Origin of the sequence: Paraburkholderia lebeckiae (genome assembly GCF_050436325.1) — a bacterium.
GTDB lineage: Bacteria > Pseudomonadota > Gammaproteobacteria > Burkholderiales > Burkholderiaceae > Paraburkholderia > Paraburkholderia tuberum.
In genome coordinates this window covers 402,908-427,371 of the sequence record NZ_JBNDLZ010000001.1, presented here as the reverse complement: position 1 = coordinate 427,371, position 24,464 = coordinate 402,908, and the positions used below count along the sequence as shown (strand labels likewise).

The 24,464-nt window shown below is 57.8% G+C and carries 17 protein-coding genes and 3 pseudogenes; 15 read left to right on the top strand and 5 right to left on the bottom strand.

Annotated elements, in window-relative coordinates; all coding sequences use genetic code 11:
* The first annotated feature begins 25 nt into the window (after positions 1 to 25).
* The 6 genes and pseudogenes from OKW44_RS02100 (at position 26) to OKW44_RS02075 (ending at position 7,682) form a co-directional block, all read left to right on the top strand.
* Positions 26 to 1,477: an aldehyde dehydrogenase gene (locus OKW44_RS02100; RefSeq protein ID WP_018420632.1), complete on the top strand. Its 1,452-nt coding sequence runs from the start codon at positions 26 to 28 to the stop codon at positions 1,475 to 1,477.
* Positions 1,478 to 1,594: 117 nt separating this feature from the next.
* Entirely contained in the window at positions 1,595 to 3,472 is a 1,878-nt protein-coding gene (locus OKW44_RS02095; protein ID WP_026225832.1) for a feruloyl-CoA synthase, read from the top strand.
* Between the two features lie 172 nt (positions 3,473 to 3,644).
* Positions 3,645 to 4,664 carry a LacI family DNA-binding transcriptional regulator gene (locus OKW44_RS02090; RefSeq protein ID WP_026225833.1) on the top strand — a complete coding sequence of 340 codons (1,020 nt, stop codon included), beginning with the start codon at positions 3,645 to 3,647 and terminating at the stop codon, positions 4,662 to 4,664.
* Between the two features lie 426 nt (positions 4,665 to 5,090).
* Positions 5,091 to 6,164 carry a porin gene (locus OKW44_RS02085; RefSeq protein ID WP_026225834.1) on the top strand — a complete coding sequence of 358 codons (1,074 nt, stop codon included), beginning with the start codon at positions 5,091 to 5,093 and terminating at the stop codon, positions 6,162 to 6,164.
* Between the two features lie 686 nt (positions 6,165 to 6,850).
* A pseudogene (locus OKW44_RS02080) lies at positions 6,851 to 7,120 on the top strand (FAD-dependent monooxygenase); the annotation flags it as partial.
* A gap of 208 nt (positions 7,121 to 7,328) precedes the next feature.
* The gene (locus OKW44_RS02075; protein WP_018420637.1) at positions 7,329 to 7,682 is read left to right on the top strand and encodes a BON domain-containing protein; all 354 of its coding nucleotides are present in this window, start codon (positions 7,329 to 7,331) and stop codon (positions 7,680 to 7,682) included.
* A gap of 599 nt (positions 7,683 to 8,281) precedes the next feature.
* Here the strand turns inward: OKW44_RS02075 and OKW44_RS02070 are convergent.
* Both OKW44_RS02070 and OKW44_RS02065 read right to left on the bottom strand, forming a co-directional pair.
* Positions 8,282 to 8,518, bottom strand: coding sequence for an NUDIX domain-containing protein (locus OKW44_RS02070; protein ID WP_204357119.1), 237 nt, complete (start codon positions 8,516 to 8,518; stop codon positions 8,282 to 8,284).
* A 293-nt stretch (positions 8,519 to 8,811) separates the two neighbouring features.
* Positions 8,812 to 9,138, bottom strand: a pseudogene (locus OKW44_RS02065) (transposase); the annotation flags it as partial.
* On the opposite strand from OKW44_RS02065, the gene OKW44_RS02060 reads away from it, so the two are divergent.
* The 5 genes from OKW44_RS02060 (at position 9,121) to imm40 (ending at position 14,075) form a co-directional block, all read left to right on the top strand.
* Positions 9,121 to 9,534, top strand: coding sequence for a GntR family transcriptional regulator (locus tag OKW44_RS02060; RefSeq protein ID WP_063713714.1), 414 nt, complete (start codon positions 9,121 to 9,123; stop codon positions 9,532 to 9,534). The pseudogene OKW44_RS02065 and the gene OKW44_RS02060 sit on opposite strands and share 18 nt — an antisense overlap.
* Positions 9,498 to 9,959: an FCD domain-containing protein gene (locus OKW44_RS02055; RefSeq protein ID WP_204357120.1), complete on the top strand. Its 462-nt coding sequence runs from the start codon at positions 9,498 to 9,500 to the stop codon at positions 9,957 to 9,959. Before OKW44_RS02060 ends, OKW44_RS02055 begins: the two co-directional genes overlap by 37 nt.
* A 131-nt stretch (positions 9,960 to 10,090) precedes the next feature.
* Complete coding sequence (locus tag OKW44_RS02050) at positions 10,091 to 11,572, top strand: ISNCY family transposase (protein WP_429409366.1); 1,482 nt, start codon at positions 10,091 to 10,093, stop codon at positions 11,570 to 11,572.
* Positions 11,573 to 12,263: 691 nt separating this feature from the next.
* Complete coding sequence (locus tag OKW44_RS02045) at positions 12,264 to 13,364, top strand: hypothetical protein (protein ID WP_035470713.1); 1,101 nt, start codon at positions 12,264 to 12,266, stop codon at positions 13,362 to 13,364.
* 387 nt (positions 13,365 to 13,751) lie between these two features.
* Positions 13,752 to 14,075, top strand: a complete 324-nt coding sequence (gene imm40 / locus OKW44_RS02040) for an Imm40 family immunity protein (protein ID WP_113061922.1) — start codon at positions 13,752 to 13,754, stop codon at positions 14,073 to 14,075.
* Between the two features lie 402 nt (positions 14,076 to 14,477).
* On the opposite strand, the gene OKW44_RS02035 is transcribed toward imm40, so the two are convergent.
* On the bottom strand, positions 14,478 to 14,738 hold the full coding sequence (locus OKW44_RS02035) for a hypothetical protein (RefSeq protein WP_018420641.1): 261 nt from the start codon (positions 14,736 to 14,738) through the stop codon (positions 14,478 to 14,480).
* A 473-nt stretch (positions 14,739 to 15,211) separates the two neighbouring features.
* On the opposite strand from OKW44_RS02035, the gene OKW44_RS02030 reads away from it, so the two are divergent.
* The 3 genes and pseudogenes from OKW44_RS02030 (at position 15,212) to OKW44_RS02020 (ending at position 19,438) form a co-directional block, all read left to right on the top strand.
* Complete coding sequence (locus OKW44_RS02030; RefSeq protein ID WP_162633961.1) at positions 15,212 to 16,003, top strand: hypothetical protein; 792 nt, start codon at positions 15,212 to 15,214, stop codon at positions 16,001 to 16,003.
* 803 nt (positions 16,004 to 16,806) lie between these two features.
* Positions 16,807 to 18,609, top strand: coding sequence for a cytochrome P450 (locus OKW44_RS02025; RefSeq protein WP_018420643.1), 1,803 nt, complete (start codon positions 16,807 to 16,809; stop codon positions 18,607 to 18,609).
* A gap of 191 nt (positions 18,610 to 18,800) precedes the next feature.
* A pseudogene (locus tag OKW44_RS02020) lies at positions 18,801 to 19,438 on the top strand (pyridoxal-phosphate dependent enzyme).
* A 633-nt stretch (positions 19,439 to 20,071) separates the two neighbouring features.
* Here the strand turns inward: OKW44_RS02020 and OKW44_RS02015 are convergent.
* Together OKW44_RS02015 and OKW44_RS02010 are read right to left on the bottom strand one after the other, a co-directional pair.
* Positions 20,072 to 20,809, bottom strand: a complete 738-nt coding sequence (locus OKW44_RS02015; RefSeq protein ID WP_026225836.1) for a dienelactone hydrolase family protein — start codon at positions 20,807 to 20,809, stop codon at positions 20,072 to 20,074.
* A gap of 702 nt (positions 20,810 to 21,511) precedes the next feature.
* On the bottom strand, positions 21,512 to 22,000 hold the full coding sequence (locus tag OKW44_RS02010; RefSeq protein ID WP_018420646.1) for a cache domain-containing protein: 489 nt from the start codon (positions 21,998 to 22,000) through the stop codon (positions 21,512 to 21,514).
* Between the two features lie 757 nt (positions 22,001 to 22,757).
* On the opposite strand from OKW44_RS02010, the gene OKW44_RS02005 reads away from it, so the two are divergent.
* Positions 22,758 to 24,089, top strand: a complete 1,332-nt coding sequence (locus OKW44_RS02005) for an ABC transporter substrate-binding protein (RefSeq protein WP_018420647.1) — start codon at positions 22,758 to 22,760, stop codon at positions 24,087 to 24,089.
* The last annotated feature ends 375 nt before the right edge of the window (positions 24,090 to 24,464 follow it).

Here is a 24,464-nt window from a genome sequence, read left to right as displayed (position 1 = left end):
ATCGAATCGAGTGAGGGAGGAAAACATGCAAGAAAGCGGACTTTTGGTCGGCGGCGCGGCTCGCGCCGCATCGAACGGCAAGACTTTCGAGCGCATCAATCCGGCGACGGGTGAGGTCGCCACGCGCGCCGCTGCCGCCACAGTGGAAGACGCCGATGCGGCCGTGGCCGCTGCGGCGCACGCGTTTCCCGCGTGGGCCGCGCTCGCGCCCACGGAGCGCCGTAAGCGTCTCGTCGCCGCGGCCGACCGCATGGACGCACGCACGCCCGATTTCATCAGAATCGGGGCTGCTGAAACCGGCGCAATGGCGAACTGGTACGGCTTCAACGTCATGCTCGCGGCCAACATGCTGCGTGAAGCGGCCGCGATGACCACGCAGATCGACGGCGCCGTGATTCCGTCCGACGTCCCCGGTAGCCTCGCGATGGCCGTGCGTCAACCGTGCGGTGTTGTGCTTGGCATTGCGCCGTGGAACGCTCCGGTGATCCTCGCAACTCGTGCACTGGCGATGCCGCTCGCGTGCGGCAATACGGTGGTGCTCAAGGCATCGGAAGGCTGCCCCGGCCTGCATGCGCTGATCGGTGAAGTGCTGAACGAGGCGGGTCTTGGTGAGGGCGTCGTCAACGTCATCACTCACGCTCCCGAAGACGCACCGGCGATCGTTGAGCGCCTGATCGCGAACCCGGCCGTCAAGCGCACGAACTTCACGGGCTCGACGCGCGTCGGCCGCATCGTCGCGGAACTGTCGGCACGGCATTTGAAGCCCGCATTGCTGGAACTGGGCGGCAAGGCCCCGGTCTTGGTGCTTGACGACGCCGACCTCGACGCGGCAGTTGAGGGCATCGCGTTCGGGGCGTTCTTCAATCAAGGGCAAATCTGCATGTCGACTGAACGGGTGATCGTCGACCGCAAGATTGCCGATGCGTTTGTCGAAAAGCTCGTCGCTAAGGCGCGCACGCTCAAGGCCGGCGATCCGACCCAGCCGGGCTCGATCCTGGGAACGCTGGAAAGTGAAGGCGCGGCACGGCGTATCCGTGCGCTTGTGGAGGACGCGCGTGAGAAGGGCGCTAGTCTGCCCCTCGGCTGCGAGGTCAACGGCGCGATCATGCAGCCTGTGATCGTCGAAAACGTCACGCGTGAGATGAAGCTCTACGCAGACGAATCGTTCGGTCCGGTCGTGACGGTGCAGCGGGTGGATGGCGACGAAGAAGCGCTGGCAGTCGCGAACGATAGCGAATACGGGCTGTCGGCGGCAGTTTTCAGCCGTGACATCGCACGTGCGATGAACGTGGCGAAGCGCATCGAGTCGGGCATTTGCCACATCAACGGACCGACTGTACACGACGAAGCACAGATGCCCTTTGGCGGCGTGAAATCCAGTGGCTACGGCCGCTTCGGCAGCAAGGCCTCGATTGCCGAATTCACCGACCTTCGGTGGTTGACAGTGCAGACTGCCCCCCGGCATTACCCGATCTGACTGGTACGCCAATCGGCACTCGTTTGCGGTGCAAAACCGCACTCGAAGAACGTAAGTGCGCCATCGGTTCCCGGCAAATCAGTGCCGGGAACATATTGCCTCATCTAGGAGAAGGATTTGGAATCGCAACTACGCGAGAACGCTCGGGAGACCCCATATCGCAGTGTCGCCGTTAGTTCGGTCTCGCCACGCATCGAGCAACGTGGCGATTGCTGGTACATCGAGGCGACGGATCCACTGGGTAGTTATCCCACGCGCTTGACCGAGCGTCTAGTTAGCGGTGCAGAGGCACATCCTGACCGCCTCCTTGTCGCCCGGCGCGATTCGAATGGTGTCTGGCGCGGCATTTCCTATGGGCAGATGGCACAGGACGCCCGCGCTATTGGGCAGGCCCTGCGCGACCGCGGTCTCAGCGCAGAGCGTCCTCTTGTGATTCTTTCGGGGAATAGTCTAGAGCACTTGCAGCTTGCGCTGGGCGCAATGTGGGCGGGTATTCCTTACGCTCCGATCTCACCGGCGTATTCATTGATTTCAGGCGACTACGGGAAACTGCGTCACGTTCTGTCCACGTTGACACCGGGGCTGGTATTCGCTGACGAAATCGCCTCATACACGGCAGCGCTCGATGCGACGTTGGCCTCAGACGTCGAGCGAGTGAGCGTCACTTCGCTTGAAGGTGGCAGCCCAGTGACTAGCTTCGCCTCGTTGCTAAATACAAAGCCACGAGACGTTGATACGGCTCACGAAAGTATCGATGGTGACACGGTCGCCAAGTTTCTCTTTACGTCAGGGTCGACCCGTCTCCCTAAGGTTGTTCCTACCACGCATCGTATGCTCTGCTCAAATCAGCAGATGCTCCTTGAGACATTCCCGGAATTTGGCAAGGAGCCGCCGGTGTTGGTGGATTGGCTGCCTTGGAATCACACGTTCGGGGGCAGTCATAATCTCGGTATTGCACTATATAACGGCGGTACGATCTACATCGACGACGGAAAGCCCGTTCCCGGCAAATTCGAAGAAACGTTGCGGAACCTTAGAGAGATTGCACCGACGATCTATTTCAACGTTCCGAAAGGTTGGGAAGAACTAACCATTGCGTTGGAGTCCGACGCAACACTGCGCGAGCGATTTTTCTCAAGCGTCAAGATGTACTTCTTTGCCGGCGCAGGCCTCTCAAAGGCAGCATGGGAGCGGCTGGAGCGCGTGACCCTGAAGTATTGTGGCGAACGGATTCGCATCATGGCCGGACTCGGCATGACTGAGACGGCTCCGTCATGCCTATTTACAACTGGACCTTTCTCCGGTGCGGGCTATATCGGTCTACCCGCGCCCGGATGTATGACGAAATTGGTACCTGTCGACGGAAAGCTCGAGGTGCGCTTTCGGGGGCCGAATGTGATGTGTGGATATTGGCGCGCTTCGCCGGAACAGACAAAGGATGTGTTTGACGATGAGGGATATTACCGAACTGGCGACGCGGTGCGCTTTGTCGATGCAGCGCGACCGGAAATCGGCCTCTCGTTTGATGGCCGCATCGCGGAAGACTTCAAGCTCGGATCGGGAACATTTGTAAGCGTGGGACCGATGCGCGCGCGAATCATCTCGGAAGGCGCTCCCTATGTTCAAGACGCTGTCATAACCGGAATGAATCGCGACGATGTTGGGGCTATGCTCTTTCCCCGCGTAGACGCTTGTCGGACCCTAGCTGGTCTTGGCGCGAATTCGACGGCAAAGGAGGTGTTGAATGCGCCATCTGTTCGCGCCTATTTTACAGAACTCGCCGCTCGTTTGAACTCTGGAGCAACAGGTAGCTCCACATATATCGCACGCCTGCGAATCTTGACTACGCCACCCTCACTCGACAAAGGCGAAATTACAGACAAAGGGTCAATCAACCAGCGGGCGGTTCTTCAGCACCGGGCACACTTGGTAGAAGCCATGTATGCGAATGACGGGGCGGATCCTGAGGTCATCTACGCGCGGCGGAAAAATTGACAATGCAGCGCTACGTGACCGACGAATCGCATCGACCTGTCGTGCGTCAATGAACAATGATGCCGTGCCCGATGACGATCGAGGTCACGCCGTCGCAGCGAATAGGTAGCATGGGAGGTACCACAGTCCCCGCATAGGGGCACTTATCAAAGCCGAATATGGGAGCAGCACTGTGTCCGAAGCAGAAGGGACTCCGCGATCAAGGCGAGCAAGGGGGCGTGTCACGCAAAGTGACCTCGCCGCGCTAATCGGCGTCACCAAAATGACAGTCTCACGGGCGCTGGCAAACCCCAATCTTGTGTCGAAAAAGACTCTCGATCGGGTGAAAGAAGCGGTTTTGCAGACTGGCTACGCACCGGATCTTGTTGCCGGTGCCTTGGCCTCAAACCGTAGCCGCCTGATAGTCGCTTTAATCCCGTCGACGGCTAACGGAGTCCTTCGGCAAACGTTACCAATTTTGTGCGAACAGTTGTTCGCTGCCGGATATCAGCTGATGACGGCGCGATGGGATTCCGTTCAGGCAGAAGACAGTGCAGCAATTGACGCTATTTTAGGCCGTCGTCCGGCGGCGATCGTTCTGGCCGGGGTGGTTCGCACCGGCTTGACGAGAAAGAAGCTTCTCTCAGCGGGGATTCCCATTGTCGAAATGTGGGACACGACGAAGTCTCCTATCGACATGTTGGTGGGCTTCTCTCACGCTGCTGTTGGAAGAGCTGCGGCAAGGTACTTGCGGACATTGGGTTGCGCTTATCCCGCAGTTGTGACGACGGACGACGATTGGGCGCAAAAACGTACTCAGGCTTTCATCAAGTCGATTGTCGGCACTCGACCAGTACGTTTCGTAGTTGTGGATGCAACGGCGACTTTAGGTCAAATTGGCAATTCCTTGTCGATACTTTTGGAAAACGAACCCAACATCGACTCGCTTTTTTGCGCCGACGATTTTGCTGCGATCGGTACGTTGCTGGCTGCTAAGACGCGGCATTCGAAAGGTAAGCGAACGCTTCGGCTGGTTGCGTTCAGTGATCAAAACCTCGTCGACGGCTTGGATTTTCCAGTAACCACATTGCAGCTTGACGGTAGAAAAATTGGAGCCTTGGTTGCGCAGATTCTTATTGAGCAGTTGAAGTTCGGCGACGTGACGCGAAGGCGGCTCAACGTGGGCTTTACGACTGTGGAAGGGACCGCATAAAGCGGCCCTGTCGCCGATACACCGGGCGCGCGTCGTCATCACCGTGTATATCATCTCACTGCTCCCGAAATGGATAAGGGACGCAAGACGCGACGAGCGAACCATCGAGCTTTTCCGAGGCGCACTAGACGTTCCCCATTGCTGCAAAACCTTAAGACGTCGTTATTGCACCCTCTCTTCTAGGGTTTCCAATAATTCCGCGCGGTCACCGTTCTTGGTAAAGTAGATGTGACCGTTCACATTGATGCGCGGAAAGTGACGACTAGTAAAACGACAGCGCATCTAGTCCCAGTCGTTGGGTGCGCCGGATCAAGTGAAGTGTGAAGGGCACGGAAGAAAGCGGTCGCCCTTTACCCATATACGTTAGGCGTACCAAGCATAAATCCGAAAATATCGAAAAGACGTGATGATCCAAGGAGACGAATGGTGAAAAAGATTACTGTTGCAGCGGTCGCCGCTTTTTGCGTAAGTGCAGTACATGCGCAAAGCAGCATCACGATGTATGGTCGACTTGATACCGGCATCGAGTATTTTACTGGCATACCCTCGACGACTGGAGGCTCAAAGTCCCGCTGGAGTGTTGAGAGCAACGACTGGGGAGTGAGCTATTGGGGCTTGATGGGAACGGAAGACCTCGGTGGTGGAACGCAAGCGACTTTCCATCTCGACACTGTGTTCAACGTCGCGAATGGAAATATTGTTGAGCCGGGCGCGATGTGGACTCGATTCGCAACTGTAGGTTTCACTAACCTGAAATACGGTTCGGTCTATTTGGGGAAGTCGCCCTTTATCTCGAATGAAGTATGGGAGTACGATCCACTTCAGCAAACCATTTGGTCGTCCGGCTCCCTCGTGCGTGCCCGAAGCTTGCCTGTGTCGATCAATAACATCGGGTATCGGTCGTCGAAGATCGGTGGGTTCGAATTCTATGGTCAGTATTCGCTGTCAAACGCGACTAACTGGAACGGCAATGGCACGACCGCGCAGGGGCGACAGGCAGGCGTGGCATTGTCTTATTCGGCGGCGCTCTTTCAGGTAAAGGGGATCTACGACGAGATTCGCGATCCGGCAAACGGAAAGTTTGACGACGTCTTCGCGCACTCGCGTGAATACTCCATCGCTACCAACGTATTCCTCGGCCCAGTCAAGCTATCGGCGGCGTATCAGACGTCCTCTGCGCCCGAGGCAGTCCCGGGCGCTCCAACTTTCACTCAGCATGGATGGGCTGGCGCAACGTGGCATATAACGCCAGCAGCAGCTCTCATCGCGGTCGCCTATCACATCAACGCCAAGCAGGGCGCGGGCAACGCAACGATCTATACGGTCGGAGGATCTTATTCGTTGTCAAAGCGGACACTGCTGGACTTTCAAGCGGCAACAGTCCGCAATAGCAGCACGGGCAGGTTCAGTCTAGAGCCGCTCCCGGCTAACGACCCTGGAAACCCGCTCCCAGGTCATTCGCAGTCAGGGGTTTATGCCGGCATTCAACACCAGTTCTAAACAGCCGAACCGTTGCGTCCCGGCGTGGAAGAATCTGCTTACTTGCCTGACCAGACTGGACCAAGAGTAAGCTGTCCACTATCGACGTCTATCCCGCGGCACTCTGAAGGAGGAGCACAGGCGTCCACCTATTGGTGGACACCTATGGCTGACAATGACTCAGGGTTGAGAGCAGTTCGGTAAAGCAGGGAGAGCCCCGTCGCTGCCATGATGAAAATGGCAAGCGAGCATTGTTATAGGCGGCGGTACGCCCGGTCCAACCGCCACAAGTGGTGATATTCTCAAGTCGTACCCTCTGTTCTGGCGCTCTTTGTGGATTTGGTGGGCCGACTCATCAAGCGAGCTATGGACAGCTCGATGTTTATCACTCGCGTGGGACTATTGTTCCACCGACAAAGGTTCGGTCAACCATTGGAGCCGTCCTCAGCATCGAGTTGACCTTGTTGAATCGATGCATGGCAAGCCGGTATAGGGCTGTCGCGTACTTCCCCTAGAACAGGCAGTACAATTCGCGACGGCATTTCGCTTTTCGAACCAGCGGTTCTCATCGTCATTGGCCGCGGTGGCGTTGTATTGCAATTGCGTGGCTGCTTGGTCCGAAGTGCCGATACTGTATATGCACAGCATCACTACTGTCTTTCGGAGACAACATGCGTTCTCAAGTCGGCTTCGTCGACGGGGCGCCGTCGGCGAATCGCGCAGGCGTGCTCGAACAAAGCACGACAGAAGCGCTCAGTCAGGCCGGACTCGGCGCGCGCATGCAGGCCGAAGGCCTGCTGCATCATGGCTTCGAGCTCGAATTTGACGGTCAACGCCGTCGCATCGCGCCGACCGAATTGACTGGGCACTCGATCACGGGCTATGCGCAGCACGAAGTCGTCAAGGATCTCGTTGTGGCGAGACTCGCGGCAGTCGATGCACCGAAGTTCAAGCGGTCGAACGTGTCGCTGCACGACTTTCCGCACTAATTGCTGTATCGTGTCTCCCGGCTCGCAACGCGGCGTGATCAGCGCCCGCGCCCTCGCGCGAAGTCGTCGTTTCCGCTGAATGCTTGTGCCCGGCTTGCATCACCGTTCCATTCATCGGTTTTTCCGCATGAACTCACTGCTGTACCGGACGTCCCGTGCTGGGACTGCATACTTAAGACAATTGGAGAAAGTTGAAATGAAAACATTCTCGGCAATGAAGGTGATCGGCGGCGCGCTGATCGTTCTCACTTCCCTCAATGCTTACGCACAAGACAAGGAGTCGGCGGCGTCGCCTGCCACTGCCGCGCCGACGGCGAAGCAGATCAAGCAGGCTAACCGTGCGTTGCAACGCAAGGTGCGCGCCACGCTGGCGAAGACGAAGGGCCTAAGCGTTGCGAACATCGTCGTGGGCGCGCGCGACGGCGACATCACGCTGGCCGGATCGGTGCCGGACGCGTCGCAAATCGACCGTGCGACGCAAGCCGCGCAAGGTGTGCCGGGCGTGAAGTCGGTAAAGAACGCGCTGACCGTTCGTGCCGAAGGCGGTTAGTAGTCGGTCGTTTCGATGGAAGGCAGCGCCAGTGTCCGGTTCCGCGAAACTGGCGCTTGAACGGTGGAGGCATGTGGGTCGCCCATAGGTAGCGTATGCGTTGTTTCCGGATCACCGGATCAAATTTCTTGATCAACATCTTTCGGACAGCTTGTGTTTGTTTTGATAGTCGTGTAGAAAGTGCCCGCGCCACCGGTCAATCACAGCTTGATCCTGTCGCGTGCGTCTTTCGCCATGATTTGCTCCTTAGGACTTCACCGCGTGCGGCCTAACTGCACGCACAGCGTTTATACCGCTGTTGTCGATCCGACCACCAGTCTAGAGCTGCAACGGATCTTGCTTAGCCCTGCGATGGGCGCAAGCTTTTGGCTGCCCGCAAAATGTATCCTCGGCGTTAGGCGGCGTCACACGGCGTTGCCCGTTCAATCGAAAAGGGTGGGCCCTGGGGCACGAATGGAATTGAATGCCCGCTCGATATGATTTCGAACGGTACGATCCGCACACAAGTCAGGCAACTGGTTGATCAAAAAAAAGCGTCCCCGACTTCTGGTCCTGGTCGAGGGTTCGCGAAATCCGCCCGGTTACAGAGAAAATAGAGCTTATAAAAAATCCCGAGGATCTGGATTAAAAGGTCCTTTTGCCCGATGTCGCATGCTGTAGAGATTCGTTGCCACCACCTTAACGCAGGCTTCTTCAAGAAACTCTTTCTGCACGTTTTCTGCGGCCGATAGTCCTATCTTCGCAAACCCTCCAGGCAAAGCCCACCGGCCGGTGGATCTCTCTCTCACCAGAAGGACACGATCGTCCTCGATTAACGCGCCTCGAACGTCGATCATGGGGTATCCGTCCTTTTCGTATGTATGGACCCGGCGCCTTTTGCAAGCTTCCTGTTCGTGATGTCGAAACGGTCTGCATGCATGTATCCGGCTTGCCAGGTGGGCAGTTGCCGAAGCACGCCCGCAGCCTCGATGAGATCCGCGCATCCCGTCCTTAGCGAAATCGCGGCCCGCCACAAGTGGCAGCCGGCACGAAAAACAGGCTTCAGGATGCTGGTTCAACCTATTTCGTCATCGCTTTGAGAAGCTTCGCAAACCAACGCTGGTGGTACTCTCCGCTGAAAACGGTTTGCCTACGCGGTGGTGCCCGGCGAAACATAACTCGCCTCGCCGCTGAGCAGCGCCTGGATGATTCGCGCGTTCTTGTTGGCCAGTGCGACCGCAGTGCAATTGTGTCCGCGTCGGGCGATCATCTGTTGCAGCCAAACGCTATGTGGATTGGTTTTACCCTTCACATACCTCAGGACTGCACGAGCGCCATGGATCAACAGCGTGCGCAGGTAGGTGTCACCCCGCCGACTGATCCCCTGCAGCCGTGACTTGCCGCCCGAGGAATACTGGCGCGGTACCAGACCGAGCCACGCGGCGTCGCCCTCTCCCGCATGAAAACCGCGATCATCCGGGGCGAGCTCGCGCCGGACACGCGGCTCAATGTGGAAAGTCTGTCCAAGTCCTACGGACTAAATAGCTCGCCGATACGCGAGGCGCTGAACCGGCTGGCGCAGGATGGCATCGTCCGCGCCACGGAGAATTGCGGGTTCTGGGTTGCGCCCATTTCGGTCGACGACTTTCGCGACATCAGCCGGCTCAGGGTGCTGCTCGAACGTGAGGCGTTGGTCGACTCTATTGAGCACGGCGACGAGGAGTGGGAAGTGAGCGTGCTCACTGCGTTTCATCGTCTGAGCCTTATGGAAAAGAAGCTGGACGCGGGCCCGGTGGCGCTCGACGACAACTGGTCCGATCGCCACAGACTTTCCACATGGCGCTCCTTTCTGCCACGCCGAGCCCGCTGTTGACGGGCATGGTGGCGTCGCTGTTTGATCGCGCTGAACGCTATCGCCGTTATTCCGCTATGCATCGATTGGAACCACGACACAAGCACAATGAACACGAAGCCTTGATGAAGGCAGCGATTGGACGTGACAAGGACAAGGCGGCAAGCCTGCTGCAAAAGCATATCGAGGGCACGTTAGGGCGCATTGTTGGAGCACTCGAGCGGCAGGCTGCAACTGTCCAGCAATTCAGTCAGTACGCTTGTCGCTTACCAATTTCAACGGGACTGGTCGCGATGATGCTCGCGAATATTATGAATATACTAAGCGCAGCAGCATCATTTCATGATCAGGACCGCGCTTTACCCGGTCCCCGCATTTTCTGGAATTGGCGTACAACGAAATACGCCGCCCGGCCGGTGCGAACTCTTATTGGCGTCTTAATTTGACATAAAAGAAAAGAGCGAAATTTATATTTGTAGAGGCTAAGTTGTAATGTCCGCTTTTAGCCAAGTTCAAATGTCCGCTTTTTCGCAGCGTAAGCTGACCGGCCGCCGGCGTTTCGGCGCGGGAGGCTTCCATGGCTGCGACCGAACGGATAACGATGACGATGCGCGAACTGGACAGGTTCAAGGTCATTCAGGACGTCGCCGACGGCAGGCTCAAGCCCTGGCGCGCGGCGGAACGGCTCAGGCTGACGACGCGGCAGGTTCGCCGTCTCGTTGGACGGTTGCGCGAACATGGACCGGAAGGTCTGGTGTCGCGTCGGCGCTCGAAGCCCAGCAACAACCAGCTGGACGCGGTGACGGCTGATCGGGCACTCTCGATCATTCGTGATCGCTATGCCGATTTCGGGCCCACGCTGGCCTGCGAGAAGCTGTACGAATGTCACGGCATCCGGCTTGCCAAGGAGACGGTCAGGCGCCTGATGACGGATGCAGGTCTCTGGGTGCCCCGCCGGCAGCGGCCACCGAAGATCTACCAGCCGCGTGCGCGGCGCGCGTGTCTGGGCGAGCTGATCCAGATCGATGGCAGCGATCACCGGTGGTTCGAGGAACGGGCGCCGGCCTGCTCGCTGCTGGTGTACGTCGACGATGCGACGAGCCAGCTGATGATGCTGCATTTCACAGCCACCGAGTCGACCTTCAGCTACTTCGAGGCGACGCGCGCGTACATTGAACGCCACGGCAAGCCCGTCGCGTTCTACAGCGACAAGTACAGCGTGTTTCGCAAGACCGGCGCGAACAGGGATGGCAGCAGCGTGACCCATTTCGGCCGGGCGATGTACGAGCTGAACATCGACACGTTCTGCGCGAACAGTAGCCCCGCCAAGGGGCGCGTCGAGCGGGCCCACCTGACGTTGCAGGACCGGCTCGTAAAAGAATTGCGGTTGCGTGGCATCAGCACGGCTGCCGGAGCCAATGCGTATGCGTCTGCCTTCATGGCAAATTACAACGTGCGCTTCGCGAAGCCACCGAAGAGCGGCTTCGATGCTCACCGCCCACTCAGGGCTGACGAGAATCTTGATCTGGTGCTCACGTGGCGCGAACCGCGCAAGGTGAGCAAGTCGTTGACTGTGCGGTATGACCGCGTCATGTATCTGCTGGACGACACGCCCGGGCACCGCAAACTGATCGGCCGCTACATCGACGTGTGGGAGTATCCGGACGGGCGTATCGAACTCCGCGCCGATGGTCGTGCACTGTCATGCAAACAGTACGACCGGCTGACCGAAGTTGACCAGGGCGCGGTTGTTGAGCATAAGCGGCTGGGTCACGTGCTTCAGGTCTCGCAGGTGATCCAGGCTCAACGCGATAACAGCCGGATCGGCAAAGCGCCTTCGCGAACCCACCTGGGCGTCGCAACGAGGGTTCAAAGCCGCTCGCCAGGCAAGAAGAAGCAACGCGAGTTCACGCAGGCCGATATCAATGGTGTGATTCTGGAACAGTCGCAGCAGCGGCAAACGCAACAACCACGCAAACCTGGCCGTCGGTCTGCAAAGGTGGTCGACGCAGACGTAAGCGCCCTGCCAGTTCAGGCGTCGTCCTTCAACAATGTGTGAGACAAAAGGCGTTAGAAACAAACCCTTAAACCCGGACATTTCAACTTAGCCGCAAAGCGGACATTTCAGAATGGCCTCGACAGTAACGGTTCCACCTGAGGGGACCGTTATGAAGCCAACCCGTTTGTACCCGGCCAAGTCCAACGCGCCGTCTTTTGCATCATTCCCACCGCACATTACTGCCGAATTGCATCGCTACGATGCATATCTGCGCGATGTACGGGGACTGGCAGCCGAGACCCGTAAGAACCGACTTCGTGTTGTCGGCTTGCTCTTGCGAGACAGATTCGAGCGGTGCGCTATCGACTTCAGAAAGGTGCGCCCCGACGATGTTCGCCAGTTTCTTTCGGCGCAGTTGAGAGCAGGCGGCTCGGCTTCTTATGCCTCCCATCTGGCAGCAACGTTACGTAGGTTAACCCAATTGATTGCACTTTCAACGTCTCGTCCACGACTTGGACTATCACACTGTAGGGCCTGTCACGGTGTCTGGTTGCCCCGTGCGCCGACCAGCTTTGTCCAGGGCTAAAGATCGCGAGTTCGATGTCGTAAACCTGCAGAGACGACTTGTGAGTCACGACAGGGCTAACGTGCTCCTGCCTGCGGCCTTACCGTGAAGCTCCGCCGCGGGAAAGCCGGTTCGGGAAGATCGCCCAAGAGACCTTAAACAAAATTGACCGACATTGGCGAGTAGATGTTTTCAAAAACAATAGCAACGATGGCCGCCGGCCTGCTTATCAGCGTTTCGTGCCACGCCCAGTGGACGCTTTCCGACTCCGTGGTTCAAAGGACGCCATATATGGCGGCGGTTTGCACGTTCTGGAACGCCTCCGTATATGCACCCGGCGAGCAGGAGTCCTGCAAGATCGGCACCCTGTACTTTGTAGATCTCGCTAGCCGTACCTTTTTCTATGGCGACGCTGGCCCGAGGGGATGGCAACAAGGCGGGCAGAACAAAGCGATCGCGTGGTCGGCCACAACCGGCAATCTGACCTCAAAAGGCGGGTTCGACAAGCTTGAGCAGTTCAGGGACGAACTACTCGCCCGGCAGGCTGCCGCTGAGGCCAAAGCCCGAGCCGAGCGCGAGCGTCAGGATTACGTCTACGAGTATGCATCTGCCAACACGCTGGACGCCATCGCCCGCTTCGAGAAGAAGTACGCCGACAACGACCCTGACGGCGACATTGGCAAGCTGGCCGGCGTTAAACGGCGACTGCAGCAACAGGCGTATCACGACGGCTTCGCGAACGCCGATACCGCCGAAAAGCTTCAGCAGTTTATCGACGCATACAAGGACAACGATCCCGAGAACCTTGTCCCTGAGGCGAGAAAAAAACTCGCTCAGGATCGAGCAACGGAAGCGCGCCAACAGCAGGAGGCTGAGCGACGCAAGTCCGAACGAGCGAGGGATTACATCGCGGGTCTCAGATCGAGGTATGCCGGCCAGATATCAGCGTCTTCCGCGCAGGGTATGTCGATCGTCTCATCGTTCGCGATCGACTGCCGCTCAAGCGACGGCCGCGCGCTACCGCTCATGAACGTGCTCTATGCAACGATGGCAGAAGTCACGCAGATGGGCGGCTCGTTGCGGTACCGCATTGAGAACAGGGGCAGCGACGTCCGGATATACAGCCAGGCCTTTTTTAAGGACGGACGACCGACCGGCCCCGCGAACCTCTCGTTCGAGATCGACGAATGGGATGAACTTCACCCCTACGGCATCAACACTGAGGCGCTGCTTAATGCCTGCTACGGCAGCTACGGGCCGATCTGGACCACCTCATCCAACTTTTGAACCTACCGGCGAGCCGCTCTTCTCAGTGACGCGGCTCGTCTGTTTTATCCTCCCCGATCGCCTCGGGGGAACTTCATGCGAGCAAGGCATACGTCGGCGGACAGGCGGCGAACAGCCTTCACGGGAGGACTCGTTCATACTCAGTGAGAAGCGCCATTCGCCGACTCCGGTTTGCGAATGGCAGCAAACCGAACTGCAGCCGACGCACCGCCGCCTATCGCCCACGTCGGCTCTGGCCGAAGCGCGCACGTCGTCCATCCGGCAGGACTCGGCCACAAACGGTCATTTGACGATCGGCCTCAGATTGCTGACAATCCGGCGTCTTGCGCCGATCGACGAGTTGTCGATTGATCCGGTTTTTCGACAGACACTGCCACAAGAGTGCCAATGACCATCACCAAGATTCTCGAACTTTACGCTCGCAGCGGGCGGTCGCTTGGAGATATGGGTCTAAAGGAAGCCGCGTTAGATCTCTCGGAAGCAGGGCAAGCGTTGGACCTGTTTGCAGGCCAAAAATGGCTGGTCCTTGGCGGGGACGTTTATCGCGCATCGTCAGACGGACGAAGTCTTGAGCCCACGCACGAAAATTGGTTTTACGAGGGAAGCAACGTCGACGAGGGAATCTCTGCAGCTCGGGATTTTTTGCATTCCTTGCGAGAGCGTTCGTTATTCGTTGTGTTTGTCGTTACTGGCCGAACTCCAGCCCAGTGAATCACGGCCTCCCTGGAGCGAGCGGGCGCTCATGGCGACCCTTGCTGTCCTAGGCGCCGGCCCGCTACGCGAATTTCATGAGGCGACGGTCGGCTATTTTCTGCCGTCCGACTGCGGTGCGTAGATCGGTGACAATCGGCGCGGATGGGGCGGCTCAAGGTCCGTTCGCGGTAGGCGGCTACGGCTGATCCTTGCTCCATACTCCGGCATACAGGTCGTAGACGGGTACGTGTCGTAGCGCGGCTCTAACCGTGTCCTCTCCAACTGCGTCAAGCAATCGAGTCGGGACAGAAATCCCAACGTGATCTCTGTCGATATAAAAAACTTCGGCGCCCGCGCAAACGGGAGTGAGGTGGTCCTCGATTTCACGAAGGGAACCACAACGCGCGACGAGTTGAAGGCTCATGATCGCTTCACCCGGACTTCCGTAACATCTCCAAGAGCATTCTTCAGACGGTCCTCGAGGTCGTTCTCGACCTTCTGACCGCGCACGTCGTAGCACGTCACAAACCTTGCGGGCGAGGGAACGTGTTGTAACCCGAAGATGACACGTGCGCGGACGAACGCGAGGCTCAATTTGAGCGCTTCTTCGGTCTCGATGAAATGATTGGCGATCAGGGTGTGTTCCGTCGCGTCGTTCGCGGAAAACTCGGGAGTAAACATGGTGCCTTTGCTCAATTATCTTTCTCTGCTCGACGGCCGCTTTCGGTGACGGAGTAGCGTACACAGGCGACATCGTATCAAAGACACAAGCGCGTCTGAACGGCAGCTTTGGGGAAGATCGAGAGACCGCAACGGGTCGTTCACGGTCCTCCATTGTCGCCGGTAACGGTTGTCAGTGTAGAGAACAACAATTACGAGGACCAGGGCAGCGTAACGCGAAGACTCTGATGCAGATCCTCGGCGGCGACGCAATCCAGCCTTGAGCGCCAGCAGGCAGCAGTCGGGCCAGGACGCGACATTCCCAGAAAGCACTCTTCGGACATTCGAACGTCAATAGCAATCCGAAAGCGAAAGCACAATCGCTGCGCATTGTCATCGCCAACAAGCGGCGACCCTCAAGTTTCATGCCTAACTGCCGTAGAGACGAATCAACCAGTAGCAAAAAAACAATCAACAACTTGAAGGGGTTTTAGTTGAAGACCAAGTGCGGACTGATCGTCGCGGCCATTGCCATTCTTGGCGCGTGCAGCAAACAAGAAAGCCCTCAACAAGCGAGCACGCCGGCACCTGCATCGGCTCCTGTGGCCGCGCCTGCCCCTGCTCAGGCCGCACCAGCGGTAGCTGCCACGCCTGCGCCGGACAACACCTCGCTCTCCAACTACGAAGCCGTGGACGGTACGGACGCGACGTGGTTGACGTACATATCCGTCACGCACACCACGAGCCAGCCTGCCCAGGACGAACTGCTCAATCTCTTTTCGGCCAAGTATTACAACGAGCACGATACGTTCAAGAAGCATGACATGATTGAGACGGAGTGGCCGCCCATCCAGTCGAATCTGAAGCACTACGCTGCGCAAAACTATTACGCCGTGCCGTTCGGTGGCTCGACCAACCTTAACTCACAGCAAGCGTTGATGCTCCTCACCAATGCCCAGCCTTACGATTTTGGCTCAAAGAGTTTTCCGATCGGCTCCTTCGCAAATGCCAGCTTCGGCAATCGGCAAAACGTATTCCTCACGATGAACGAGGAGACCAGCCGTTTTGGGCAAATCAAGGTTGAGGACGAAGCGCTGGCCCGGAAGATCGAGCAGTTGCGCACGTCCGGCATGCTCTCGCTCCGGGGTTTGTTATATATCCGCGTGGATAATGTCCAGAACGGCAATCGGGTGCATGCAACGCTGCAGCACATGCATGTCGATGTCTACGACAAGCCCGCTTACCTGCAAGGCGGCGGGAAATTGGTTGCATCGTACGACATATAACCGATCCAAGGGGCCGACGCCCCTTGATTCGGTTGAACATGCGGTATGGCCCTTCCACTCTGACACCTGCCGTTGGAACCGTGACGACCCGACCGTCGGCAATGGGTCGGCTCATGCCTTTTGCATCGCGTGCGCGGCCGAGATGAGCATCGCGCTCGGTCGTGGGACGCTGATCGGCCAGTTTGAGACGTTCAAACAAGCGTTTTGACCGTCCGCTTTACGTTCTGAACCGGTCCGTCAACCGTGTCGCTGGGAAGCGCGCGACCCGTAGAGTCATGCCGAGCAAACTCCCGACACGATGCAGCGCTGACCCGCGCCTTTGCCTTTCGTTGCCCACGTTCTATTTCTACGCCGCCTGATGAGTCGCTAGCGCTGACAAATGAGAAAGCAACACCGCCACATCTATCATCTGACCATAGTGTCCAGTTGCATTGCCATCAGACCGGACGTCTCGATCGATACGAACGACGCCTCTGAAAAAGGGGCTTGTCGGCCACGCTATAGCATCTATCATTCTTGATTAGATCTCGTCGCGCAGTGACACACCACGCGGAACATACGGCGTCCACGCTGCGAGGCTCTACGCAGGCCGGACCTACTGTTCGTACGCACCCGGGTGACGGTTGCGTCTTTCCGTGCCATCCCCCATCGGTATGTTCGTGCCAACTCCCTTCCACGATAGATCGCTCTCGGTTAACAAGCGGATGCTGCGCGCAATTGTGTCTGGCCGTACTGCAGTTCCTGAACCGTCTTTTTTTGGCCTAACGTCTGTAGTTTGAGGCGCTCGCGCGAAGGAGCGGGCAATGGATATAAGCACTGATATAGGTAAACCGCGTCACCAGGAAAGAATTGTCGTGGCGCAGAAGCCTGAACTTGTCGAGGATAGCGTCACCGCGGCACAAGTCGAAGGCGTCGAACTCGTCGTGATTAAGCATTCGGATGCGATTACGATTTTCGAAGGCCGGTGTCCACACCAAGGGACGCTGCTATCGGAAGGCTCGGTAAAGGACGGCGTTCTGACCTGTCGAGGACATGGCTGGCAGTTTGAATGTGCATCGGGTTGCGCCCTCAGCCAGGTGGGTGTCCGTCTGAAGCAGTTTAGCGCGCTGGTCGATGGCGTCCACGTGCTCGTTTATAGGGATGAGGTACAGAAGTGGAAAGCATTGCACGTAAATGCTGGTCAGCCATCGTCGCCGGCCTCTCCGCGCCCAGTCCGCTCGCTAGCACAACTTCCAGGCCCCAAGGGGCTCCCCATTTTGGGTAACTTACTCCAGTTACATCCCACGAGGCTGCATCTCACCTTGGAGGAGTGGTGCCGCGACTTTGGGCCCATCTATACGTACAGGCTGATGCATCGACCGTTCGTCGCTATTGCGGATCCTAACCTGATCAATCAGATCCTGCGCGATCGGCCGGGAACCTATCGCCGCTGGGATGCAATTGAAAACGTCTCCAGGGAACTTGGGATGAACGGCGTGTTCTCCGCTGAAGGAGAGGCATGGAGAAGGCAACGCCAGTTGGTCGCGCAAGCGTTGGACCCAGCGCATTTGCGAACGTTTTTCCCGACGCTGTGCAAAGTGACCGAGCGCCTGAGGCGTCGCCTGGACAAAGCGGCTCGCGAACAGCGATCTGTTGATATTCAGAAGGATCTGATGCGCTATACGGTAGACGTGACGACGAACCTCACGCTTGGGTACGACATGAACACCCTTGAGTGCGAGGGTGACGTCATCCAGCAACATCTCGAGCGGATATTTCCGATGCTCAATCATCGGATCAACACCCCGTTTCCCTATTGGCACTACCTCAAACTGCCCGACGACAGAGCGCTAGATCGTGCTGTAAAGGCGCTTCGCGAGATCGTCAGTGAATTTATCAGCGACAGTCGCGCACGCCTTGCGCAGTCACAGGATCTTGCGTCACATCCGACCAACTTTTTGGAGGCATTGGTAGTTGCTCAAGAAGACGGCTTGGCTCCATTAACAGATGACGAGGTGTTTGCGAATGTATTTACGATACTTTTGGCCGGCGAGGATACCACGGCAAACACGATCGCCTGGATGACCTATTTCATGTGTCGTCATCCCGACGTTCAGCGCAGGATGCAAGAGGAAGTCGACTCCGTCGTTGGACAGGCGGTCATACTTCAAGACCTTGGCGATACTGATCGGCTTGCGTTTCTCGATGCTGTGGCCAACGAGACCATGCGACTCAAACCGGTCGCACCCGTTCTAGGCCTCGAAGCCAATCGCGACGTCCTGATAGGTGACGTTGACATCCCGAGGGGAACTGTCATCGCGCTGCTAACACGTTACCAGGGCTTAGAGGACAGAAGTGCTTCAGAGGCTGACGCGTTCGCCCCCGACCGCTGGCTCTCTGGCGCCGATGCCGCCAGCCGTCATCGCGCTGGTTTCGTGCCCTTTGGGTCCGGGCCCCGCCTTTGCCCGGGGCGGAGTCTCGCCTTGCTCGAAATACGATCCGCGATCGCAATGATGTGCCGCAACTTCCGTTTGTCAGCATCCGAAGGTATGGCTCCGGTGGAAGAGGTGTTTGCATTCTCGATGATGCCCCGCAATTTGCGTGTCGATTTCAGCGTACGCCACTGATTATTGCCGCACTGACCAATAATGAAAGGAGGAACGAAAAATGGAGCTTCCCGACATCTTGCACAATCGTCGGGCACCCATAGCCCACTGCGGAACCGAAGCGGATTTTCTGTCAGGTGTAACTCGCGAGGATACCCAGCAAACATCTCGCGCGCTCGGGAAGAACATCGTCCGCACGCCCCTACTTCCGCATGCGGCCCCGGGTAACGATCGCTCAATATTTCTCAAGCCAGAGAATTTGCAGCCCGCGGATCGTTCAAGGTACGTTGTTCACTCAATGCGGTTTCCAACCTTACGCCCACTCAGTTATCGAAGGGGTGTACACGGCAAGCACTGGGAATTTCGCACTGGGCTGCACGCAGGCGGCGCGTGCACGCCAGGCAGACGTGAGGGTCTATGTCACGAAAACCGCCTCGCAAAGCAAAATTGCGGCGCTTCGCGAGTTGGGTGCGAAAGTCGTCGAAATCAGTTTCGAAAAATGTGGGCCATCCTCTGCGGTGAAAAGCCTGTGGACGGAAACGGAACGTTCCTTCATCCCTGCTCGGGTCGCGATGTCATCGTTGGCAACGCAACCATCGGGCAGGAAATTCTTGAAGATCTACCAGAGGTGGATGCAATTTTGGTGCCTTTCGGCGGCGGAGGACTGGTCTTGGGCATCGCGCTGGCGTGCGCGCGTTCGGGTTCTCTCGCGGATGTGTACGCATGCGGGACCGAAGCTGCGACGCCGCTGCGTTCCGCTTTGGCAGCAGGCGGCCCTGTCACGGTGCCAGTCGACGCCAATTCCTTCGTCACGAGCATTGGGGTTTCAACTGTACTGGAATCAAATTGACCACTCCTCAACGCGATGATGGACCGCGTCGCAGTATCGACGCTCGACGCAACTGCCGATTGCATTCGTCAGTTAGCAAAACGCAATCATCTCGTGGTGGAGGGCGCGGGTGCAGCGGCGCTTGCGGCCGCCTACCATCCATTTTTTGCTGTCAGACGCGTCGCCGTGGTCCTTTCAGGGGGCAGCATTGATATTGACGTTTTCGCTTCAATCCTGGCTGCAGACCGGTCTGTCTAGTGAACTTCGTCAGGACTGGGCGTCTTCGCGACCGATCGGTGAGGCGATTGTCGGCCCGTTACGACGCCTGCGGAGTGGGCCGCGCTTCGATGGCTCGGATGAGGCCGGCCCCTGAATAATCTTGGTTGTCAGCATACGTTGCTTCACTTTCTCACCATCCGCAATGGTCTGGTGTCGTCCGACAAGCGGACTGTCGTGAATGTTCTCCGACGGCCTCCAATGGGTCGCGTGCTGCCGGTCGTAGTCGTGCAAGGCCAAAGCAAATATGCCAATCGCATGAGGCGGCACCCGGCCACCAAGGGACGTTCGCTTGGCCGTTTGGTAGGACGCTCGAGCGGCGCCTTCCGCACTTGATACCGGCCATTCAAAGGCGCCATTCTGGCGTCGGATTGATTTTCAACCGCCTAAGTTTTGATTCAGCAGCGCAAACAACGCTTCCCACCCGCGCTCGGCGGCGGCATGGTCGTATACCGGGAAGTCCGGCACCATCCAACCGTGAGCGGCGGTGTAAATTTCCGCGCGGTAATTTACACCGGCTTCGACGAACGCCTTCTCCAGGCGCTCGGCCATCGCCGGCGGATAGCTGTCATCGTTCTCTGCGCTAGCGAGGTAGACCGCTGCTGTCAGGTTGGACGCGAGCAAGTGTGGACTGGTTGGCGCGTCGGTCGCCAGATTGCCACCATGGAAGCTAGCGACCGTCACAAAACGACCAGGATGGGTGGCCGCCGCGGTAATCGCCATACCGCCACCCATGCAAAAACCTATTGCGCCGACATTGGTGCCCCTAACATCGCTGCGGGCATCGAGATAGGCCAGGAAGGCCGCGGTGTCATTCGCAGCCTTATCATTCCCTGTCGTAGCCATCAATGGGCCTAGAATTGCGCGCACGTCGCCCTTAAACACTTCGTCTGGCACGAGGGTTTCGTAGGGGCCGTAGCGGTAGAAGAGGTCGGGGAGTAACACGACGTAGCCGGCGTTTGCAACACGCTGTGCCATCTCAAGCACCGCAGGCCTGATCCCGCCAGCGTCCATAAAGAAAATCACCGGTGACCACGGCCCCTCGCCAGCAGGCGTCATAATATTCGCGGGGCATTCGCCGTCCCGAGTTCGAATAGTCACTCGTTCGTGGGGCATGAAATTCTCCTATTGCCGATGGGTGTGCCGAGAGTAGTCTATCGTCAACATCCGTTTCTGTTCAGCAGTGTGCATTTAACCTCCTGAGTCATTAAACCGATCCCTCGTTTCGCCAAACGTCTAATGGTCAGGGAATGGCCGTTGTACCTTGGAAGCTGTCGTCAAGACGGTGCTATGTCGAACGGCGTTTGTGGGTCGCGTGCCGACGATCGCTGGCAGGCGAGGACGGCCATCACCTGCCATTCGGCGAGGATAGTTTTCTTCCGTTGGAGCGGCAGCATCGCCTCCGAAACCCGACGGACGGCCGCGCGGATAACTGGCCTGTACCCGACAGACATTCAGGTGACCACGCCGCTGAGGCGGCTCGGGCACGGAAGCGGCTCGACATTCGCGACGAGCAACGCCGAATTCAGAGCCGGGCGATCATAGCTATTCAGTACACCCTCGACCCATCAACATTTCGCCGGTGTAAAAGAGCGTCGTCGCAGCGGGTAGTGCGTAGGCGTTCCCGCTCGCGCGCCGTGCGTTCGTCTGCGGTGGGAGCCGATACTTCTTCGGAGCCCGACCGGCGTTGATCGAGCGTACGGAGTTCGGCTGGCGGGCGGAGCAAACCGGCCCGTCAGCACAAGCTACAAGCGACGTTGTCGGTCCTGCCTTCGTTGCGAAGCCGCCCGACGTGGTCGTCTTTGGCTGGTAGTGCGTCTAGTCAGGATAAAAGCCGGAGCCGACCACGCCGGCTACCCCGTCGATCTTCACTGATTTCACATAGGTCCACTTGTGTGAAGGGATGGACTGCCCGGGCTTCGGGAACATGTAGTCAACCCATCCTGACCCTTTGGTGGCGGCCGTCTCTATCAGTGCATCGTGAAACAACTTGCCATTCGCGTCCTTTTGACCGGTAACGATTGTCCCCTCTCTGGCAGGAAACGCAGGGTTCAGCAGAACTTTTGACGTCATGTCGTAGACGAATAAGTATGTGGTTCCATGAAACCATTCGGAGTCCTTTTTCCTGAACTCTTGAAATGCTGCCGCCCCCCTACTATTAATCAGGTCCGCAGCCTTGTTCACTAGTGTTTCGACCTCTTTGGCTTTCTCTGATGGCGGAGGTGACGCCTGGGCGAATGTGGATGAGCTAGTGCTGAGCAGGCCCAAAAAAATCATGCCGCTGGCAAAAATCGCTATGCCTCTCATAGATACCTCTCCCCTGTTGGAATTCGGGATACAGCAAGGCCAAGTGAGAATGGACAGTACGGCGAGGCGAGCAGCCATTAATAACAGTCAGTGTCCTCGACCCGTTTTGTACTACGTGGTCTCGGCAGGCCCGTCTTCAGAGTCCCGATCGCTTTCTCAGCGGCTGCTGTTGTCTATTGGTACCCCGTGTGATGCTGCGTGTGCACCGCATGCACGGAAAGACCTCTCGTCGAAGTATATGCACGCGAAGGATTTTTCAAAGGAGGGCTACAAGGTGCGCTCAACCTCGATCAATGAATGACCCGCTAACTTAATCGATCAAGACTGGTTCAAGCTCTGCGATCGGGAGTCGAATGCCGTCGACAAGAACTTCCGATTTAGGTGTGAGCCCGCCGTCCCCGGCCGTTGTCGGGGTTACTGACGAACATTCGAACGTCGGCTACGACCCCAGAGCGCACAGCGATAGGTCGCGCCTATACGACGTTCGGGGCGACGACGATCTAATTGCTTGGTTGGCGCTTCGAAAAGATTCGACCACGACAGACGTGCAGCGTGCAGTTCTTCCTGAGTCTGTGAGCGCTTTACACATCACCGCGCCAGGTTTTCTTACGTTTGACTGTCGAGAAACTACAATCAGAGTAGACCCTTCTGCGCGCCGCAGGCGGGCCGAGTCCAGCTTTCGCGAGCTGTCCGTCGCGACCGAGCCGATCTGAGCATCGCGGCCAGAAATAAAGGTGAACATGATCGAGCGACTGTCATGAAGACGAAAAACTCAACACGTCGCGCGCTGATTCTCAAGGCTGCGGTTGCTAGCCTTTCGGTTTGCGCGGCACAACTTTCCAGCGCGGCAAATGTCACCATCGCTACTCTCAACGGTCCGGCCATGCTCGAACTCAAGAAGCTCTCCGCGAGCTTCGAGAAGGCGAACCCCGATATCAAGTTGAATTGGGTGATCCTTGAGGAAAATGTGCTTCGTCAGCGGGCGACGACCGACATCACCACCAACAGCGGCCAGTTCGACGTGGTTGCAATTGGTACGTACGAAACGCCGCAGTGGGGCAAGCGCGGCTGGCTGGTGCCGATGACCAATCTGCCGGCCGATTACGACCTCGACGAGGTGGTCGAGACGGCGCGCGACGGTCTTTCCTACGATGGCCAGCTCTACGGGCTGCCGTTCTATGTCGAGAGCTCGATGACCTTTTATCGGAAGGACCTGTTTCAAGCAGCTGGACCCAATATGCCGGATCAGCCGACTTACGACCAGATCAAGCAGTTCGCCGACGCGCTCACCGACAAGACCAAGGGGCAGTACGGCATCTGTTTGCGCGGAAAGGCAGGTTGGGGTGAAAACATGGCATACGTGTCGACAGTGGTGAACACCTTCGGTGGACGCTGGTTCGATGAGAACTGGAAAGCGCAGATTGACACGCCGGAGTGGCGCAAGGCGATTAGCTTCTATGCAGACCTCTTGAAGAACGACGGGCCGCCCGGAGCGAGCTCGAACGGCTTCAACGAGAATCTGACGCTGATGTCGTCCGGGAAGTGCGCGATGTGGATCGATGCGACCGCCGCCGCGGGCACGCTCCACAACAAGTCGCAGTCGCAAGTTGCGGACAAGATCGGCTTCGCTGCGGCACCGGTTGCGGTGACGCCGAAGGGATCGCATTGGCTGTGGTCCTGGTCGCTGGCAATCCCCAAGACCTCAAAGTCGCAGGATGCCGCGAAGAAATTTGTTACCTGGGCAACGTCGAAACAGTACATCGAGATGGTTGGCAAGGACGAGGGTTGGGCATCCGTTCCTCCGAGCAGGAAGTCGACTTTTGCACGTCCAGAGTACAAGCAGGCCGCACCGTTCGGAGAATTTGTATTGAAAGCGATCGAATCGGCCGACCCGAACGACCCGTCGCTCAAGAAGGTGCCGTACAGCGGCATTCAATTCGTTGGCGTCCCCGAGTTCCAGTCCTTCGGTACCGTGGTGGGGCAATCGATCGCGGGCGTCGTTGCTGGGCAAACCAGTGTGGATGCGGCGCTGAAGGCGGGCAACGCTGCCGCCGACCGCGCTGTGAAGCAGGCGGGTTATCAGAAGTAAGGCCCTGAAATTGTCCCTCGCAGTACACGAGCAGCTCCGCCTCCGATCAAGGGTGCTACCCAACGCGTCGAGAGGTGTCACGATGAGTCGTTGGACCGCTCAGATGGCTGGCTCCTCGCAACGGCCAAAGTTGGGGGAGTTGAGTAACGGCTTCCGCAATGAGTGCAATCCGTCTGAATGGCTGCAGTGCCTCGGAAAACGGCCGTGGATGGCGCGTCCGACCGAACGGCTCTGATGGGTCGGCTACGGAAGTTCGACGCGGCGGTGCGGCCGACGATCACCGGAGGCCGCTCGATTTCCGGAATCGGCCACATTCGGACATCTATCCTGGCCACTGGTGTGCCGCTTGAACGACAATCCGCCCTTTGGAAGCGG

What these genes read in the sequence shown, in the direction of transcription:
- OKW44_RS02100 (WP_018420632.1), top strand. Translation starts at nt 26, where the DNA reads ATGCAAGAAAGCGGACTTTTGGTCGGCGGCGCGGCTCGCGCCGCATCG.
- OKW44_RS02075 (WP_018420637.1), top strand. Translation starts at nt 7,329, where the DNA reads ATGAAAACATTCTCGGCAATGAAGGTGATCGGCGGCGCGCTGATCGTT.
- OKW44_RS02070 (WP_204357119.1), bottom strand. Translation starts at nt 8,518, where the DNA reads ATGATCGACGTTCGAGGCGCGTTAATCGAGGACGATCGTGTCCTTCTG.
- OKW44_RS02060 (WP_063713714.1), top strand. Translation starts at nt 9,121, where the DNA reads ATGAAAACCGCGATCATCCGGGGCGAGCTCGCGCCGGACACGCGGCTC.
- OKW44_RS02055 (WP_204357120.1), top strand. Translation starts at nt 9,498, where the DNA reads ATGGCGCTCCTTTCTGCCACGCCGAGCCCGCTGTTGACGGGCATGGTG.
- OKW44_RS02050 (WP_429409366.1), top strand. Translation starts at nt 10,091, where the DNA reads ATGGCTGCGACCGAACGGATAACGATGACGATGCGCGAACTGGACAGG.
- OKW44_RS02045 (WP_035470713.1), top strand. Translation starts at nt 12,264, where the DNA reads ATGTTTTCAAAAACAATAGCAACGATGGCCGCCGGCCTGCTTATCAGC.
- imm40 (WP_113061922.1), top strand. Translation starts at nt 13,752, where the DNA reads ATGACCATCACCAAGATTCTCGAACTTTACGCTCGCAGCGGGCGGTCG.
- OKW44_RS02035 (WP_018420641.1), bottom strand. Translation starts at nt 14,738, where the DNA reads ATGTTTACTCCCGAGTTTTCCGCGAACGACGCGACGGAACACACCCTG.
- OKW44_RS02025 (WP_018420643.1), top strand. Translation starts at nt 16,807, where the DNA reads ATGGATATAAGCACTGATATAGGTAAACCGCGTCACCAGGAAAGAATT.
- OKW44_RS02015 (WP_026225836.1), bottom strand. Translation starts at nt 20,809, where the DNA reads ATGCCCCACGAACGAGTGACTATTCGAACTCGGGACGGCGAATGCCCC.
- OKW44_RS02010 (WP_018420646.1), bottom strand. Translation starts at nt 22,000, where the DNA reads ATGAGAGGCATAGCGATTTTTGCCAGCGGCATGATTTTTTTGGGCCTG.
- OKW44_RS02005 (WP_018420647.1), top strand. Translation starts at nt 22,758, where the DNA reads ATGAAGACGAAAAACTCAACACGTCGCGCGCTGATTCTCAAGGCTGCG.